This is a genomic window from Chryseobacterium salivictor (genome assembly GCF_004359195.1).
Taxonomy (GTDB): Bacteria; Bacteroidota; Bacteroidia; order Flavobacteriales; family Weeksellaceae; genus Kaistella; species Kaistella salivictor.
In genome coordinates, this window is record NZ_CP037954.1 from 727,956 (window position 1) to 744,388 (window position 16,433).

The 16,433-nt window shown below is 37.4% G+C and carries 15 protein-coding genes and 1 tRNA gene; 2 read left to right on the plus strand and 14 right to left on the minus strand.

The annotated features are described in order from the left end of the window. The first annotated feature begins 10 nt into the window (after positions 1-10). Both NBC122_RS03355 and NBC122_RS03360 read left to right on the plus strand, forming a co-directional pair. Positions 11-1,672 carry an ABC transporter ATP-binding protein gene (locus tag NBC122_RS03355; RefSeq protein WP_133439011.1) on the plus strand — a complete coding sequence of 554 codons (1,662 nt, stop codon included), beginning with the start codon at positions 11-13 and terminating at the stop codon, positions 1,670-1,672. A gap of 113 nt (positions 1,673-1,785) precedes the next feature. Further along, positions 1,786-2,121, plus strand: a complete 336-nt coding sequence (locus NBC122_RS03360; RefSeq protein WP_133439012.1) for a DUF3276 family protein — start codon at positions 1,786-1,788, stop codon at positions 2,119-2,121. An 18-nt stretch (positions 2,122-2,139) separates the two neighbouring features. On the opposite strand, the gene NBC122_RS03365 is transcribed toward NBC122_RS03360, so the two are convergent. From NBC122_RS03365 to NBC122_RS03430, 14 genes are all read right to left on the minus strand, one after another. Then, positions 2,140-3,357: a hypothetical protein gene (locus NBC122_RS03365; protein WP_133439013.1), complete on the minus strand. Its 1,218-nt coding sequence runs from the start codon at positions 3,355-3,357 to the stop codon at positions 2,140-2,142. Positions 3,358-3,421: 64 nt separating this feature from the next. Beyond that, a tRNA-His gene (locus NBC122_RS03370) sits at positions 3,422-3,497 on the minus strand. 34 nt (positions 3,498-3,531) lie between these two features. Continuing rightward, on the minus strand, positions 3,532-4,251 hold the full coding sequence (bshB1, locus tag NBC122_RS03375) for a bacillithiol biosynthesis deacetylase BshB1 (RefSeq protein WP_133439014.1): 720 nt from the start codon (positions 4,249-4,251) through the stop codon (positions 3,532-3,534). A gap of 19 nt (positions 4,252-4,270) precedes the next feature. Continuing rightward, on the minus strand, positions 4,271-4,945 hold the full coding sequence (locus NBC122_RS03380; protein ID WP_133439016.1) for a hypothetical protein: 675 nt from the start codon (positions 4,943-4,945) through the stop codon (positions 4,271-4,273). Continuing rightward, positions 4,942-5,811 (minus strand): dTDP-4-dehydrorhamnose reductase, encoded by an 870-nt coding sequence (gene rfbD, locus NBC122_RS03385; protein WP_133439017.1) that lies wholly within the window; start codon positions 5,809-5,811, stop codon positions 4,942-4,944. The genes NBC122_RS03380 and rfbD overlap by 4 nt, the downstream gene beginning before the upstream one ends. Beyond that, positions 5,811-6,299 (minus strand): acyl-CoA thioesterase, encoded by a 489-nt coding sequence (locus tag NBC122_RS03390; RefSeq protein ID WP_133439018.1) that lies wholly within the window; start codon positions 6,297-6,299, stop codon positions 5,811-5,813. Before NBC122_RS03390 ends, rfbD begins: the two co-directional genes overlap by 1 nt. 61 nt (positions 6,300-6,360) lie before the next feature. Then, entirely contained in the window at positions 6,361-6,855 is a 495-nt protein-coding gene (locus NBC122_RS03395) for an OmpH family outer membrane protein (protein ID WP_133439019.1), read from the minus strand. Between the two features lie 33 nt (positions 6,856-6,888). Next, entirely contained in the window at positions 6,889-7,533 is a 645-nt protein-coding gene (locus NBC122_RS03400; protein WP_133439020.1) for an OmpH family outer membrane protein, read from the minus strand. Positions 7,534-7,544: 11 nt separating this feature from the next. Next, a complete protein-coding gene (locus tag NBC122_RS03405; protein WP_133439021.1) occupies positions 7,545-10,082 on the minus strand; it encodes a BamA/OMP85 family outer membrane protein in 2,538 nt (845 codons plus the stop codon). A 28-nt stretch (positions 10,083-10,110) separates the two neighbouring features. Beyond that, entirely contained in the window at positions 10,111-10,863 is a 753-nt protein-coding gene (locus NBC122_RS03410) for an isoprenyl transferase (protein WP_133439022.1), read from the minus strand. Between the two features lie 3 nt (positions 10,864-10,866). Continuing rightward, positions 10,867-11,772, minus strand: a complete 906-nt coding sequence (porG, locus tag NBC122_RS03415; RefSeq protein ID WP_246012435.1) for a type IX secretion system protein PorG — start codon at positions 11,770-11,772, stop codon at positions 10,867-10,869. 155 nt (positions 11,773-11,927) lie between these two features. After that, a complete protein-coding gene (locus NBC122_RS03420) occupies positions 11,928-14,414 on the minus strand; it encodes a polysaccharide biosynthesis tyrosine autokinase (RefSeq protein ID WP_133439023.1) in 2,487 nt (828 codons plus the stop codon). Position 14,415: 1 nt separating this feature from the next. After that, entirely contained in the window at positions 14,416-15,279 is an 864-nt protein-coding gene (locus tag NBC122_RS03425) for a polysaccharide biosynthesis/export family protein (RefSeq protein ID WP_133439024.1), read from the minus strand. A gap of 32 nt (positions 15,280-15,311) precedes the next feature. Next, positions 15,312-16,433: a glycosyltransferase family 4 protein gene (locus tag NBC122_RS03430; RefSeq protein WP_133439026.1), complete on the minus strand. Its 1,122-nt coding sequence runs from the start codon at positions 16,431-16,433 to the stop codon at positions 15,312-15,314.

Sequence of the window (16,433 nt, forward strand, 5' to 3'; positions counted from 1 at the left end):
CTTATGATTTATGAACGCACTGAAAACCCTTAATCCCTATTTCTGGAAACATAAAAACCTGTTGTTTTATGGTTTTCTATTCATTATTGCCAGTAATTTTTTCAATATATTTAAAGTACAGTTCGTAGGAAAATCCGTGGATGAAATATCAAACACTAACAGTTTAGGTTTTAATAAGCAGGTTTTAATTTATGTTGCGATTATCGTAGGTTCTTCATTACTGACGGGATTTTTCACTTTTATGATGCGCCAAACCATCATTGTTGCGTCCAGAGAAATCGAATATGAACTGAAAAATAAAATCTACAATCATTATCAGGAATTATCGTTAACCGACTTCAAGAGAACAACCATCGGTGATCTGATGAACCGCTTGAGTGAAGATGTTGTTGCCGTAAGAATGTATCTCGGGCCGGGAGTAATGTACGTCGTCAATTTACTGATCCTGTTGATCATTACGAGTATTTATATGCTCAATACGAATGTAGAAATGACTTTGTGGTCTCTTCTGCCGTTGCCTGTTCTTTCTTTTCTCATTTACAAAGTAAGTTCGATTATCAATAAAAAATCGAAAATTATGCAGAAGAGCCAGTCTGCGATTTCAACTTTTGTACAGGACAGTTTTTCGGGAATTCGGGTGGTGAAATTTTTTGCGAAAGAAAGTTATATCGAAAAAAGTTACGGAACCAAAGTAAAAGATTATCAGGACAAATCGCTGGATCTTGCCAAAACAGAAGCCTATTTTTTCACCATTATTCTGTTTGTCATTGGATTATTAAATGTGGTCATTCTGTTAATCGGCGGCCAGAAATATATGGCGAATGAGCTCTCGGTCGGCAAGATTGCAGATTTCTTTCTGTACATTAATATCTTAATTTTCCCTTTCTCTATGGTCGGTTGGGTAACTTCTGTGAATCAAAGGGCAGAAGCATCGATGGCGAGAATTAATGAATTTCTCGATATGAAAACTGATATCATTAATACCAATAATGAAGTGTATCCGATAAAAGGAGATATCGAATTTAGAAATGTATCTTATGTTTACCCAAATACCGGAATTAAAGCCCTGGAGAATTTAAGTTTCAAAATTGAAGCCGGTAAATCGTTAGCCATTATGGGAAAAACCGGAAGTGGTAAATCAACTATTGCCCTTTTACTTTGTCGGTTAATCGATCCTACGGAAGGGGAAATTCTTATCGACGGAAAAAATTTAAAAGATCACAATTTAGAAAACTACCGGAAATTCATTGGCTATATTCCGCAGGAAAGTTTTCTTTTTTCAGACACCATTGAAAACAATATTGGATTCGCCATCGACAAACCTTCTCATCAGTTGGTCGAAAAATACTCGAAAAAAGCAGATGTTCATAAAAATATCGTAGAGTTCAAAGATCAGTACAAAACGATGGTTGGCGAGCGCGGCGTGATGCTTTCCGGCGGACAGAAACAGCGGATCTGTATTGCAAGAGCGTTAATTAAGGAACCGTCTGTTTTGATTTTTGATGATTCATTATCGGCATTGGATACGGAAACCGAAGAAAACATCCTTCAAAATATTGAAAATGAAATCCAAAACTGCACTTCAATCATTATTACGCACCGAGGAAGCAGTGCAAAACGCGCAGATAAAATCCTGAACCTCACTCCGATAGAAAATGAAAATCTGAATTAAGTGATAGTTTCTTTATGGATAAGCCGCTTTTTTTCATAAATAATTAAAAATAAATTCCACAATTAAAAGAAATCTTTTATATTTGTTATACAAGATTTGAAAAATAGCTACAAATGAGTGATTACAAGGAACGCCATGAAAATGAAATTTTCACCAAGGTATTGAAGGCAGGAAGAAGAACCTATTTCTTTGATGTACGGGAAACCAAAGCAGGAGATTATTATTTAACGATTACCGAAAGCAAAAAGAACTTTGGTGAAAATGGAGAAGCCACTTTCGAAAAACATAAAATTTATCTATACAAAGAAGATTTTAAAAGTTTTGAAGAAATGTTTAAAGAATCAACAGATTTTATCATCGGTCAAAAAGGCGAAGATGTAATTTCTGAAAGACATGACAAGGATTTCAAAACCCGGTCATTCACGATAGAATCTGACGAAGAAGTATAAGTAAAATTAGACCACATCTTAGGATGCGGTTTTTTTTTGCCTAATTTTAAAATAAGAACCGTTTTCGTCCTGAAAAGATTTAACTATTATTACAGTAAAGATTGGATAGAAGAGCAGAAAGTATCTCGGCATTGGCGCAATAGTGTAGAAGAACAGTGAAAAAAGATAAAAACTTAATGTAAACATTAATAAGTAATTGTTTTTAGCATCTTTCAGTCTTTTCATTGCCAAAATTAAGACCGCCTGGAAAATCACAAAAAATATGCTGTAAAAAATATAAATTCGATATTTAGATAATCCTTTATAATCAGGAAAAAATTGTAAAAAATTAATTGCAAGCTTTTGAACTGTTAATTTCAAAAACAAACCTGGATGCTGATCTATAAAATCTTTATTCAGAGCGGACAGATGCTCATCTACCTCTTTCTCACCTTTCAATTCCTTGTATAAGAGGCCTATAGACTCCTTTCGCTTAGTTTCAGGAGCGTAAGGAAAGTTATAACTCGAAAAAATATCGTAGACCTCATTGTAGCCCTTTGCAAAATTATAATTAAGGGACGTAGAATAGGTAAATTTGCCGATGTAAATATAATTCCTAATAGTCCAAGGTAAATACGCCAGAAAAACAAAGACAAGAATCTTGATGAAATTAAGCACGCTGATTTTTCGAAGGAATAAGTAGATGAGTCCAGATAATATCAGTATAAAAATAAATTCATATCTAATATATAGTCCTGCGATACTTATCACTGCTATATAAATCATATTTTCTATTTTCACATCCTTTTCATCATAAATTTTATAAAGTAAGGCAAAGAAGACACACAATATACTTACTGAAAGGGAAAAGGAACTTATACTTAAGCTACCTACCAATATGGGCGGAAAAAACAATACCGATAAAAAGAGAATAATGATTCTCCATTGATGAAGTCCATCTTTCAGAAATGTCTTAAAAAGATAATGTAGGGAAAAATAATAAATGATTGCCTGAATGAAACAGGACACTTTTATCCAGGAAGTAAAACCAAAAACCTTTTTACAAATCAACAGATAGTACGAATAAAATGGGGGCATATACGCTGTCGGAACTCCTAACAGTCTATATCCTTTATCCATTAAAAAATCATTCATAATGGCTTTCCACTCATTCTCTAATTGCACCTCTTTTTGTAACGAAATCAATAAAACAGTTACGTAAAGTAAAAAAAGAATGTAATATATTTTATTTTTCATAGGGAATTTCATTCTTAAACTTAGAAAACGAAAAAACGCACTGATAATCAATGCGTTTTAACTTGGGTGAATGAGGGGTCTCGAACCCCCGACCTCCGGAACCACAATCCGGCGCTCTAACCAACTGAGCTACAATCACCGTTTGAGGTTGCAAATATAATACTTTTCGATATACTACAAAATTATTCCGTCAAAATTTTTGAAAGCAATCAATTTTTCTGTCGTAAACCCCTCTGCAAAGGCCACTCCAGACAGCCGACCCAAGTCCTGAGCCCGGTAAGTGAGGCTTTCCAGGAAGTCTTTGGAAGCAATCGGCGTCATCGGCTCATCAGAATTCGGATCGTAAAACTGGGTTTTGAAAGCAAGACAAGCTTCAATCTTCTTCGGCATGAAATCTGAAATATCAACCACGAAATCCGGTGTAATGTGCTTCCACTGAATATAATGGAAAATATGTTTCGGGCGCCACGCTTCCTGATTTTCATTTTCCAAATGAGTTTCTATTTTGACAAGCCCCGAAAGAAAACAGGCATCAGAGACCAATTTCGCTGCTTTAGCATGATCAGGATGGCGGTCGTCAACAGCATTGGCCAAAACAATCTCAGGCTGATATTTACGGATCATTTTCACAATCTGCATTTGGTACTCTTCTGTATTCAAAAGAAAACCATCTTTCATTTTCAGATTGGTACGGTCAGAAATCCCTAAAATCTTTGAGGCGTTTCCGGCTTCCTCTGCTCTGGTGACATTTGTTCCGCGGGTTCCGAGTTCACCTTCGGTTAAATCAACGATAGCAACCGTTTTCCCTTCTGAAATCAGTTTTGCTAAAGTTCCGCCGCATCCCAGTTCTACATCGTCAGGATGTGCTCCAATTGCTAAAATATCTACTTTCATATCGTTAGAATATCATTATTTAAAAATTCTGATAGATGGTGGTTAAAAACTCTCCGTAAGACCGCTCGAGTCTAATGATATCTCCGGATTTCAAATTAATTCCCGGCTTTCCGTTTTCATTCGAATTTACCGAAAGACCGGAAAGTTGGAAATATTGAACCGGTTGGTTTTGTTGCGCTCCAATTTTTATACTGGATCCCAAAAGTTTCCGGGTCGATATGGTATAAACTTGTCCCGGTGCCAATTTTAATTCGGTATACGTCCTTGGTTCAAAAACCATCTTTTTATTATTAATGGAAATGGTTTGTTTGGTATAAGGCGATGAAATGAAATACACCGTGTTGTCTTCTTTAGGGAAATCTGAAGCTGAAACATAATACAGCCTTAATTTGTAATGAATCGGATTGAATTTAGATAAAGTTCCGTCAATCTCTTCAAAAGGCTGGTAGGAAAAAGCGTTCGCTCCGATTTCCTTTGCTTTTTTATAGATCATGCCAAATACGTTGGCGTCGTTATCTGAAAAGCCCTGAACTTCAACTTCTCCCAAATATTCTGAAGGAGTCGACTGGGGATTTATTTTATAAAAAACCTTATCACCGTTTGGATGAGATTTTACCACTTTGTTCAGCACCACATTTTGTGCAAAAAAGAACGGTGACAAAGCTATTAAATATAAAAAGAGGAATTTTTTCATTCGTGAGTTGTTGTTAAAGTTTCGATACAATCCTGTAGGGAATGTTCCCAGTGGATGGGTTCGATCCGGTACACCTTTTCTATTTTGTCCAAAGCCATCGTGCTCCGTCTCGGGCGTTTCGCAGGTGTTGGAAATTCTTCGGTGGTAATGGCTTTCAGTTTAATCCCGGAGTTGGAAAATTCTGCAATCTTAGAGGCAAATTCAAACCAGTTGGTTTCCGGGTAATTTGAAAAATGGAAAATCCCGAACATTTTCGGATCTGACTGAATAATTTTCATGACGGCGTTTGCCAAATCATTCGCATTCGTCGGTTGGCCAAACTGATCGGCAACAATTCCCAATTCATCTTTGGTTGAAAAGAGATTCAACATCGTTTTTACAAAGTTTTTATTAAACTCCGAATACAACCAGGAAGTTCTGATGACCATCGTTTGCGGATTATTTTCCAGAGCGAGTTCTTCGCCTTTCAATTTAGATGCTCCGTAAACGCCTTGTGGATTGGTAAAATTATCTTCTGAATAAGAAATATTGCTTTCACCATCAAAAACATAATCGGTCGAAATATGAATTAAAACGGTTCTCGAAGCTTTACAGGCTTCCGCTACATTTGCGACTCCATCAGCATTGACAGCAAAAGCTTTGTCGGCTTCTTTCTCTGCCAAATCTACGGCGGTATAGGCCGCAGCATTGATACAAAAATCAGGTTTATAGTCCTCAAAGAAATCTTCAACTGCCCTCCGTTCGGTAATATTCAGTTCTTGAGAGTCAGCGAATCTGAATTCAAACTGATTTTCAAAATCTGGTGCTAATTTTTTAAAACAGCTTCCTAATTGTCCATTGCTGCCAATTACAAGTATTTTCTTCATTATAGATTTGCCTTTTTGTTTTGTTTTCTAAAATACGATGCGCGGCTTTTAAAGTCTTTTTCTTCCAAATCGACCAGAAACTTTTCAAATAACCGTCTGGTATCTTCCGGATGAACATCAGATTTCCGTGTTTTCATATTGAAATAAATCACGGTCACCCACAAAAGACAGTGAATAGTCTTACCGTCTGCACTTTTCATTAAAATTTCAACTTTGGAAAGACGGTCACCCACTTCAATGGTTTTGCTGGAAATAAGAACTTTTGCATTATACCGGACTTCTTTTAAATAGGCGATTTCATTTTGAATGGTAATCCAGGTACAGCCTGTTTTTCTGGTATATTCTTCATAGGTAAATCCATAACCGGCTTCTACATGATCTTCTCTGGCGTTGAGCATGTATTCCAAATATTTCACATTATTGAGATGGCCGATCGGATCGCAGTCGCTAAAACGGATTTTTGACAGGTTTGAAATTTCTTTTTGCATGGTACAAAATTAAAAAACCATCCCGGATAAATGGGATGGTTTAGGATAATAAAACAATCTCTTAAAGTCCTAATTCTTTCTTTACTGCTGCGGTAGCGTCTGGTCCTCCTTTATAAATCAATGCACCTGCATCAATAATAAATTCATAACCGTTTGCTTTTGCTACTTTTTCTACTGCTTTGTTCAATTTTTCGATAATCGGTTTAATCGCGGTATCTCTTTTTTGCGCCAAATCGCTTTGAGCAGTAGTCTGAATCTGCTGTAGGTTTTGTTGTTTTTTCTGAAGTTCAGCTTCTTTAGCCTGTCTTTGAGCTTCGCTTAATTTTGCTCCTTCAGCTTGATACTGTTGTACTTCTTTTTGAAATGCTTCTGCTTGTTTATTTATTTCATCACCTTTAGTTTTACTAAAAGTTTCCAGATCAGTCGTCATTTTCTTAGTTTCTGGCATTACAGCTAATACAGCTTCATAATCCATACTTGCAACTTTCTGCGCTTTTGCAACTCCTACGGTTGCAAACATCATTACTGCTGCAAATAATACACTTAATTTTTTCATAATTGAGGTTAAATAAATTTATAGTTTGGTTTGTTAATTACTTTGTTTTGTTTCTTCACCAAAAGCTTTACTCCCTTTGGCTTTCATCACTCTTATCTTTTCAGTTCTTTCCTCCGTCGCATTTCTTTTCCCTGGTTTAGCTTCGGTTTCTGTGTTTTTCGCGGGAGAATTTTTCAGCAGCAAATCTAACACTTTATCTGTATAATCATATCTTTTATCTAGGAAAATCACACTGATGTTATTGCTTTTATCAAGAACTATGCCCAAAGTATTTTTCTCTGAAACGGTCTTGATTGCTCCCCAAATGAGATCCTGGAACGGCTTGGTCAAGTTAGATCTCGCATTATTGATTTCTCCCATCGACCCAAAACGATTATTGATCATTCCCTTAATTTTCTTATCCAGATCATCAACTTCTTTTTGACGGAGTTTCAGCTGATCCCCGATGAGAAGAACTTTTTCATTTTCAAGGGTTGTTTTTTTCTTTTCAAATTCCGTCTGCAAAGTTTGAATTTCATTTTGCCAATTGGTAATCTGCTCATTCAGCCGCACTTCTGCTTCTTTATACTGTGGCAATTTACTGAGGATATAATCCGTATCAACAACTCCGATTTTCTGGGCATTTGCAAAAACTGTAAAACACAGAAGAGGAATGAATAACAATAGAAACTTTTTCATTTTTATTAAATTTATAGTGACTGGTTCATCAGGAAGTGTGTTTTCCAACCTGAAGGTTCAGTTCCCATAAGAGTTTTATCAAATCCGTATGCGAAATCAAATCCGATCAATCCGAAAGCTCCCATATAAACTCTAATACCTACGCCTGCAGAACGCTTCAACTGGAAAGGATTATAACTTCCGAAGGAGTTGTACGCATTTCCTCCTTCGAGAAAAGAAAGTGCATAAATCTTCGCAGTTTGGTTCATTGAGATCGGGTAACGCAATTCCAGGGCAAATCTGTTATAAATGGTTGCTCCACCGTAAGGCGTAACATCATCGATGGTTCCTCCTGTGGAAGAAGCATTTTCGTACCCACGAAGCGGTACCAGTTCTCTTCCGTCATATCTTCCTCCGAAAAGTCCGGTTCCTCCGACGTAGAATCTCTCAAATGGCGGCGCTCCCAGTTCTTTATTATAACCGTTTAAGAATCCCATTTCAGCGGTACTTCTTAACACCATTTTCCCTACAACGGTGTTATAAATATCGGCTTTCATTTTAACTTTGTAAAACTCGAGCCATTTATACTTGTCAATCGCTGACATTGTTGAATAATCTTTATTGCTAAAGAGTGAATACGGCGGCGTAAATTTCACAGACGCTTCAATATTCGAACCTTGAGTCGGGAAAATAGGATCTAAACCTGCAGAGTTTCTGCTTAATCCTATATTTAAACTAAAGTTCTTTGCAGATCCATAATATTCGGTCGTATTCCCAAACTGGAAAGGATAGTTTTCGAAATCATAACTCTGATACTGAATCCCAGTGTACAAAGAGAAAAAATCATCCGGCCATCTTAAGAGTCTGTTTAAACCGGCGCTTGCCGAGAAAATATTTAATTTTTGTGTTACCCCAAACTGATCCGAATAACGGACTAAAGACTGGTTAACTCCCACTGATAATGCAGTCGGCTTTGTCCCGAACAACCATGGCTCTGTAAATGAAATCCCATAATTCTGGAAGAACTGCCCAGCCTGCGCCTGAATAGATAAAGTTTGTCCGTCACCCTGTGGAACAGGTTTGAAATCTTTAAATTTCAAAAAGTTTTTCAGTGAGAAGTTATTAAAAGTAAGCCCTAAAGTTCCGATAAATGAACCTCCACCGTACCCGGCCTGCAACTGAATTTGCGACGAGCCTTTTTCTACCAGAGTCCAGTGTACATCTACCGTATTATCCTGCGGGTTTGGTGTAATTTGCTGACCAACCTGCTGTGGATCAAAAAACTGCATTCCTGCTAAATCAAAATAGGTTCTTTTAATATCGCTTTTAGCGAATAAACTTCCCGGTTTTGTTCTTAATGAACGAAGAATTACGTGGTCATGCGTGGTGGTGTTTCCACTCCAGGTGACTCGGTTCCAGGTTGCTTTTTCGCCTTCATTAATTCTGATTTCAAGGTTAATGGAATCACCTTTTACTGATTTTTCAACCGGCGTTACATTCGAGAACAAATATCCATTATTCATATAAGTGGACTTGATGTCAGAATCATCTTCTTTACCGCCGTCTTCCCCAACTTTTTTGTTGAAACCAACTGCGTCATAAATATCGCCTGTTTTGTATCCCAGTACTTTTTGTAAATAATCGGTAGAGAATGCGGTGTTTCCTAAGAAATTAATGTCTCCGATATAGTATTTTTTACCTTCGGCAAGTTTTACATTAATTTCAAACTGATTCTTTTGATTTCTCCACACCGAATCAGAAACGATTTGTGCGTCACGGAAACCTAAAGAGCGGTAATAGTTGATCAAGTTCCCTTTATCATCTTCATACTTTTCTTCGATAAATTTGGAAGGTTTTAAAATTCCTTTGATACTTAAACTTTTTTGTTTGGTATCTTTAAATCCGTTCTTGCGAAGTTTTTTATCAGAGATGCTTTCGTTGCCTTCAAATTCAATATGGCTGATTTTGATTTTTCGGCCTTTATCAACGGTGATTGTCCAATCCACCAAATTAGGATCGCCTGCATTCACCTGGTCCTGAATCGTGACTTTAGCATCGGCAAAGCCTTTTTTAATGTATTCCTGCGGGATATTGGTTTTAAGTGTTGACACTAAATTCTGAGTGATTTTGGTTCCCGGCTTCAGATTATTGTCTTTCGCCATTTTTTCACTTTTCGATTTTCCAATTCCTTTGCCTTTAAATTTAACTTCTCCCAGATCTTTTAAATCCTGAAGGTTAAAACGCAAAACAACCTGATCGCCTTCGATGCTTTCAACATATACCTCGACTTCCGAAAAAGACTGAGTTTCCCAAAGTTTTTTAATCGCGTTGCTGATTTTTTGACCCGGAATTTCTACGCTCTCGTTTTTATTAAGACCTGTAAATCTTAAAATTTGAGCGGGCGTATATTTTTTTACACCATCTACGACAATGTCTTTCAGGATATAAGTTCCGGCTTCGTCTTGAGCGTGAACAGGATTGTTTTCCTGGGTGTTTTGCTGGGGCGTAATCTGTCCATAAAAATGGGCTGATGCCACAAACATGATGATGGGTAAGAATTTAAACTTCATTTTTTATCTTGCTAACTATTTCTTATTTCTATATTTGTTCGTCAAGCTGCTCGCTTGTTTTACCGAATCGTCTTTCTTTGTTCTGATAATCATAAATGCATCTGAAGAAATCTTCTTTGCCGAAATCCGGCCAAAGAATATCTAAAAACTGCAGTTCTGCGTAGGCAATCTGCCAGAGCAGAAAGTTACTGATTCTTACTTCGCCACTGGTTCTTACCAATAAATCAACTGGCGGCAGATCTTTGGTATATAAATGTTTTTCAAAAACTTCTTCGGTGATATCTTCTTCGTTCAGCTGGCCACTTTTTACTTCGGCACTGATCTGCTTTACGGCGTTCAAAATCTCTTTCTGTGAACCGTAGCTTAAAGCCAAAACAAGATTCCCCCGATCATTATTTTTGGTAATTTCTACCAGTTGCATTAATTGCTCCTGCACCAATGGTGGCAGTTTTTTGATATCGCCGATGATGTGCATTCGCAGACCTTTGCTAAATATATCTTCCGCTTCCAAAAGCAGGGTTTCTGATATCAAACTCATCAGCGTGCTTACCTCATCCTGAGGCCTGTTCCAGTTCTCAGAAGAAAAAGTGTAGAGCGTAAGGTAAGGAATATTAATTTCGTTACACGCATTCACTGCATTTCTCACTGCCTGGATCGCGTGCTTGTGCCCGAAGGTTCTTTCCTTCCCGCGGGATTTTGCCCATCTCCCATTCCCATCCATAATGATGGCAACGTGTTTTGGGAGATGATCCGGATTTAATTTTTCTTTTATCGACTGCATTTTTTAATCACAATAACATGGTGGTCTTCCGAATGAATAACTTAAACCTATCGAAACAGAGTTCACCCAATCTTTAGAATTAATATTTCCTATTTGCCTGGCTTTAAGAATATCAGCTACTCTGGCTTCGGCAATTTCCTTATAAGGAGTTTCCTGCAAAAGAGATTTGCTTTTACTTCCCGCAATATCTTTGTTATAAGTTACTTTTACACTTGTCTCATCGATCACGCTGTAATCAATGGAGTCTGAAAAGGTAGGTCTGAACATGAACTCACCAAATAAAGCCCAGTTATAATTAAATTTATATTTCAAGCCCACTCCAAAAGGAATAGCCATGGTTAATTTGTTTCCTGAAGTGTAAGTTGTATTGGTTACAAAATCATTAGGATCATTTGGCGCTATAGCTGCCCCAGACGTTCTGTTAAAATCATTTTCTACAATCAGTTGCGGGGTATTGGCAAGCATGGCTCCCAGACCTCCGAAGATGTACGGACTCAATAAACTCTTCTGCTCCTCATTGACCGGAAAAAAATTATACTCGAAAACCAGATCCGCTTCTAAAATAGAGTTGGTCCCCCACAGCTTCCTGTTTCGCCGGTATTGTTCTTTTGCCAGAGCATCAATAAACTGAATGTGACTGTAGCCCAAGTTTAACCTTACCGTTTGATAAGGGTTAAAATTCATCCGGTAAAGGATACCTCCGTAGAAAGGAATTCCATAGTCAGAAATATTTCTAGTAGGTTTCTGTAAAGTATAATTGGTTCTGCCGATATCCCCAACTAAATTACTCATCCCCAGCTGCACTCCTACTTCATGACGCTGACCTTTGTAGCCAACTGAAATAAAAAACAATGCGATGAGCGTATAGATCACTTTTTTCTGCATGAATGACTGTACATCAATTTTCATAAATAATTTTGCAAATATAAAACATTTTTACCGTAAGGAAATTCTTAATTTTTAGTTAAATAACCTCAAAAAAGCATAATTTCTTGATTTGAAAACGATGAATTTTAGTTTTTATGATTTTTTAAATAAATAACCCGCTAAATGGGAAGGTTTTTTTATCTGGTTTTTCCCAGTATTTTATTCATTTTATTTCTAATCCTGATCAGGGTTGGCTCCTCATAATGAGCATCTTCTTCGAAATAACCATAGCCATAACCGTAGCCGTAACCATACCCGTAGCCGTAAGTATTGTCTGCCTGATAATCGTTATAAACCAAACCAAGGTTCTGCACTTCATGGTGATGATACTTTTCTGTAATCATTTTCAACATGTGCTTTTCTGTATATTCGTGTCTTACGACATAAATACTGGCATCTGCGAGCTGCATGAGTTCAAAGGAATCTGCAACCAGTCCTACCGGTGGCGAATCGATAACAATAAAATCATAGTGATTTCTTAATTCTTTTATAAATTCAATATTACGTTTACTCATCAAAAGCTCTGACGGATTTGGCGGAATGGGTCCCGAAGTTGCCACGTCAAGATCCGGGACAGAAGTTTTATTAATGATTTTATCCATTTCAACTTCGCCGGTTAAATAGTTGGAGATTCCGTAGTGGTTATTAATTTTAAAATCGCCAAAAATCTTAGGCTTTCTCAGATCCATTCCCAAAAGAATTGTTTTCTTGCCACTTAAAGCCATTACTGACGCAATATTAATTGAAACATACGTTTTTCCTTCACCACCGACTGATGAGGTCACCAGAATGACTTTGGACCTGTTATCTTCTTTATGTAAAAATCTGAGATTCGCCCTGATTCCCCGGAACGCTTCGGAGATCGAAGACCGCGGCTGTTCTAAAACAGTCAGATTATTATCATGGCTGCTTCTCCCTATAACGCCTAAGAGTGGGATTTTTGTCGCTTGCAGTAATTCTTTGATATTTCGTATTCTGCTGTCCAGCAACTGGCCGAGCCCCAAAATAAGCAAGGGTAAAATCAGCAGTCCGCCAATAATGGTGTAGGTGATTTTGGCAATATCCGGAGCGATAGGTCCCTGTCCCAAATTTTTAGCAGGATCAATAACATTGATATCGGATTTATTGGTAGCCACTCTGATCTGCGTCTCATTCTGCTTGGCAAGCAGCGTGTTATAAGTCGCTTCGATCATGTTGTATCCTCTTTCGGCATCCAGATACCTGCGCTCTTTTTCGGGATACGAAACCAGATCAATATTTGCTCTGGCGATTTCGCGGTCTATTTTCGAAATTTCATTAAGATAGGTATTATAATAATTTCGAAGCGACCCGTTGGAATTCGTTTTCGCTTCATGTATCAACCGGTTAATTTCCCGCATGGGCTCTGAGGCTGGCGTATAGATCAAGGCAAGTTCGCGCCGCTTGGCATATAAAGCTTTCAGTTCTGAAACTGTTGCATTGAAAACACCATCCTCTACACCAGCTGTATTGGTACTGATCATGCGGTCTAAATTCTGCGATTCCAAAGAATTTTTAATACTGTTTAAAGAGTTGATCCGCGTGAGGAAATCTGCTTTCCGGGCATCAAGATTTTTTATATTTTCCAGAGATTTTTCGTCGCGGTCCTTGATGTTATATAATCCTTCTGAAACTTTCATGTGGTTTAAAACCGTTGCACTGGAATCTAATTTTTTGCGGATATTGATCAGGTTATCCAGCAGATACTTTTCGGTATTTTTATCGACCACATTTCTGTCGATTAATCTTTTTTTCTCGAGTTCGTCGACCGATGTATTAAGAAAATTAACTGTACCATTCAGGTTAAATCCTTTTTTACCGATGATCATAATGGTATTGATTTCTTTATCGAAGTCAACTGTAATGGTACTCACCAAATTATTAACCGCATTATTAACCGTGGTCAGCGATACGATAATATTGTCAAATATAATTTCGCTTGGATGTGGGTTTTTTATCAATTTGAATTTAAGATTCGGCGATGTGTACCATTGGTTCAGAGCAATGATTTTATTTGCCGGTCTCTGGTATTTCGGTATGGTTTTGAAACCTTCTGTTTCGTAGGAATACACCGAATTAGATTCGCCTTCTTTTGGCAATTCAATTTCAAACTGATCTCTTCCTTTAGGAATAATTGTTATGGGATAATTTACCTGTTGAGGATATGATTTATCAATCTCAAAGAAAACCGGTGAATCATATTTATCAAGGTATGTTTGTTTGATAAGCCCTTTTGTTGCATAATTGGCATATAAATCCAGTTGTTTTACCAAGTATTCATTGTGTGATCTGGAAAGCAACATTTTTTTCAGATATACTCCATCCTGATTACCGGTTTGTCCCCAGATGAAATTAATCGACTGATTGGGAGTGAAATAACTTGCTGAATTATTGGAGATACTTAAAGACAGATTTGAGGCATAGACCCGCTGTGCGTAATACTTGCTGTATACCACCGAAATCCCATATCCTAAAGCAGCCATCAGAAAAAACCAGTACCAGTTTCTCAGTACTTTTCGGATAAAATGTTCGACATCAAAAATTGCAAATGACCCGATTTTATCCTGGGCTGCAGTCGCACCTGTATTTTCTTTTCCGGGAATCATCTTAAAGCTTTGTAAAGATTAAGTAAATCGTGAGTGCGGTAGTAACAAGGGAAACCCCGGTAGTCAATGTCTGAATAGGATCCTTGCCAAATCCATTCAGGTTTTTAGACCGGGTATTCAGAAATATTTCGTCACCATTCTGTACCCAATAGTAGGGAGAATTCATTACATCTTCGCGGGTTAAATCTATTTTGGCTCTTTTAATTCCTTCCGGTAACTTTCTATGAATAACAACATTCGTGCGGTCAATGGTTCTGTTCAAACCTCCGTTAATTGCTAATGCTTCGGTGATTGTTAATGTATTTTTATGTGCTTTTTTCTCGCCGCCTATTCCCACGGTTTCTACATCTCCTAAAATATAATACGTAATGCCGTCAATATTCAGCCTCGCTTCAGATTTGCCTGCTACAAAATTCTCATTTACTTTATCCTGAATTTCTTTGGTCAGCTCTTCCACTGTCCTGCCTTCCGCTTTGATGTAACCGATTCCGAAAACGTTAACGTCTCCATTAGAATCCACTTTCAGCCCGTTAAAATAGATAGTTGTATTACCGCCCTGCCCGGATCCCTGATTAGAAATATTCATACTTGCTGATCCCGCGCTGCCGACCTGCGCTCCGTTTGGCGCCGACGCATTTAGTGCCGAATAGAATTGTGCAGCATCACCTTGCGGCGTGGTCACGATATTGAGTGTTAAAATATCATTTTTGGTAATCCTGTAAACAGGAATATTATACGGAACCAAACCTTCTTCATTAATGACCAAACTTTCGTTAGGCTGCATATACCGTACATCTTTACTTGAAATGCACGAAAAAAGGAAAAAAGGCAGAAGCATCAATAAAGCTGTTTTAAGTATTTTCATCGTAAGTATGTTGTTTGCAAATTAACAAATAATTAATGGGTTTTTTCTTTTGTATATAAAATGATACGCGGAATGTATGCTCCTGTAAATCCCAGTGTTAAGATCACCAGCAGCAAGACATTCACATCAATATGTCTTAAAAAATAAGCAGCCATCACCACGAATAAATAATATACTAAAATGTAAAAAGAAGACCGGCGGTGAGTTAAACCCAGCATTAAAAGCGCATGGTGAATATGGTTTTTGTCAGCAATAAATATTGACTGTTTTTTAAATAAACGGATAAAAATTACATTTAAAGTATCTACAATCGGGAGAATTAAAATAGCTACTGTTACCGCCGGCGCACTTTCCAGGAAATATCTTGGCACCCCGGGCAATTTTTTATCAATGAAAATATCGATAAAGCAGATTGCAGTAAAGGCCAGTAAAAACCCCAAAATCATCGAACCCGTATCCCCCATAAAAACCTTATTATTTCTGGAATCAGAAAGATTATAATATAAAAAACCGAGTACCGAACCGATAATTACAGCAGATAGCACTACTAACGGATAATTATATTCCCCTAAGCGGAAATAGCTGATTCCAAACAAAGCACTGCAAATAATTGAATATCCGCCTGATAAACCATCAATACCATCAATTAAATTAAATGCATTGATTAAAGAGATAAATGTGAAAATACTAAAAATCACACTGAAAGTATAGCTCAGTTCGTAGATGCCGAATAGACCAAAAAAACTTCTCACCCTTACATCAGAGCCCAGAACCATTAATGAAGTGACGACAATTTGCGCCAGCAGTTTCTTGTAAGCCCGCATTACCACAACATCATCCATCACGCCGATATACAGCAAAATGACCAGCGAAGCGAATAAAAATTTATAGAGTTCAAAAAGTTCAAATGCAAAAATAGACGCGCATACCGCCAAAGAATAAAAAATTGCAATTCCGCCAAGATTGGGTATTTTCCGGAGATGAGAACTTCGTGCTCCGGGTTCATCCATCAGATTTTTTCTTTTAGAAATCTTCACAATGGTAGGAATAGAGAAAAAGGTCAACATAAAAGAAAACAGCAAACCCAGCACTAACTTTGCATAAAACAGGGAAATTCCCAAATTTGCTAACCCATCTTTAACTATATCATTCAT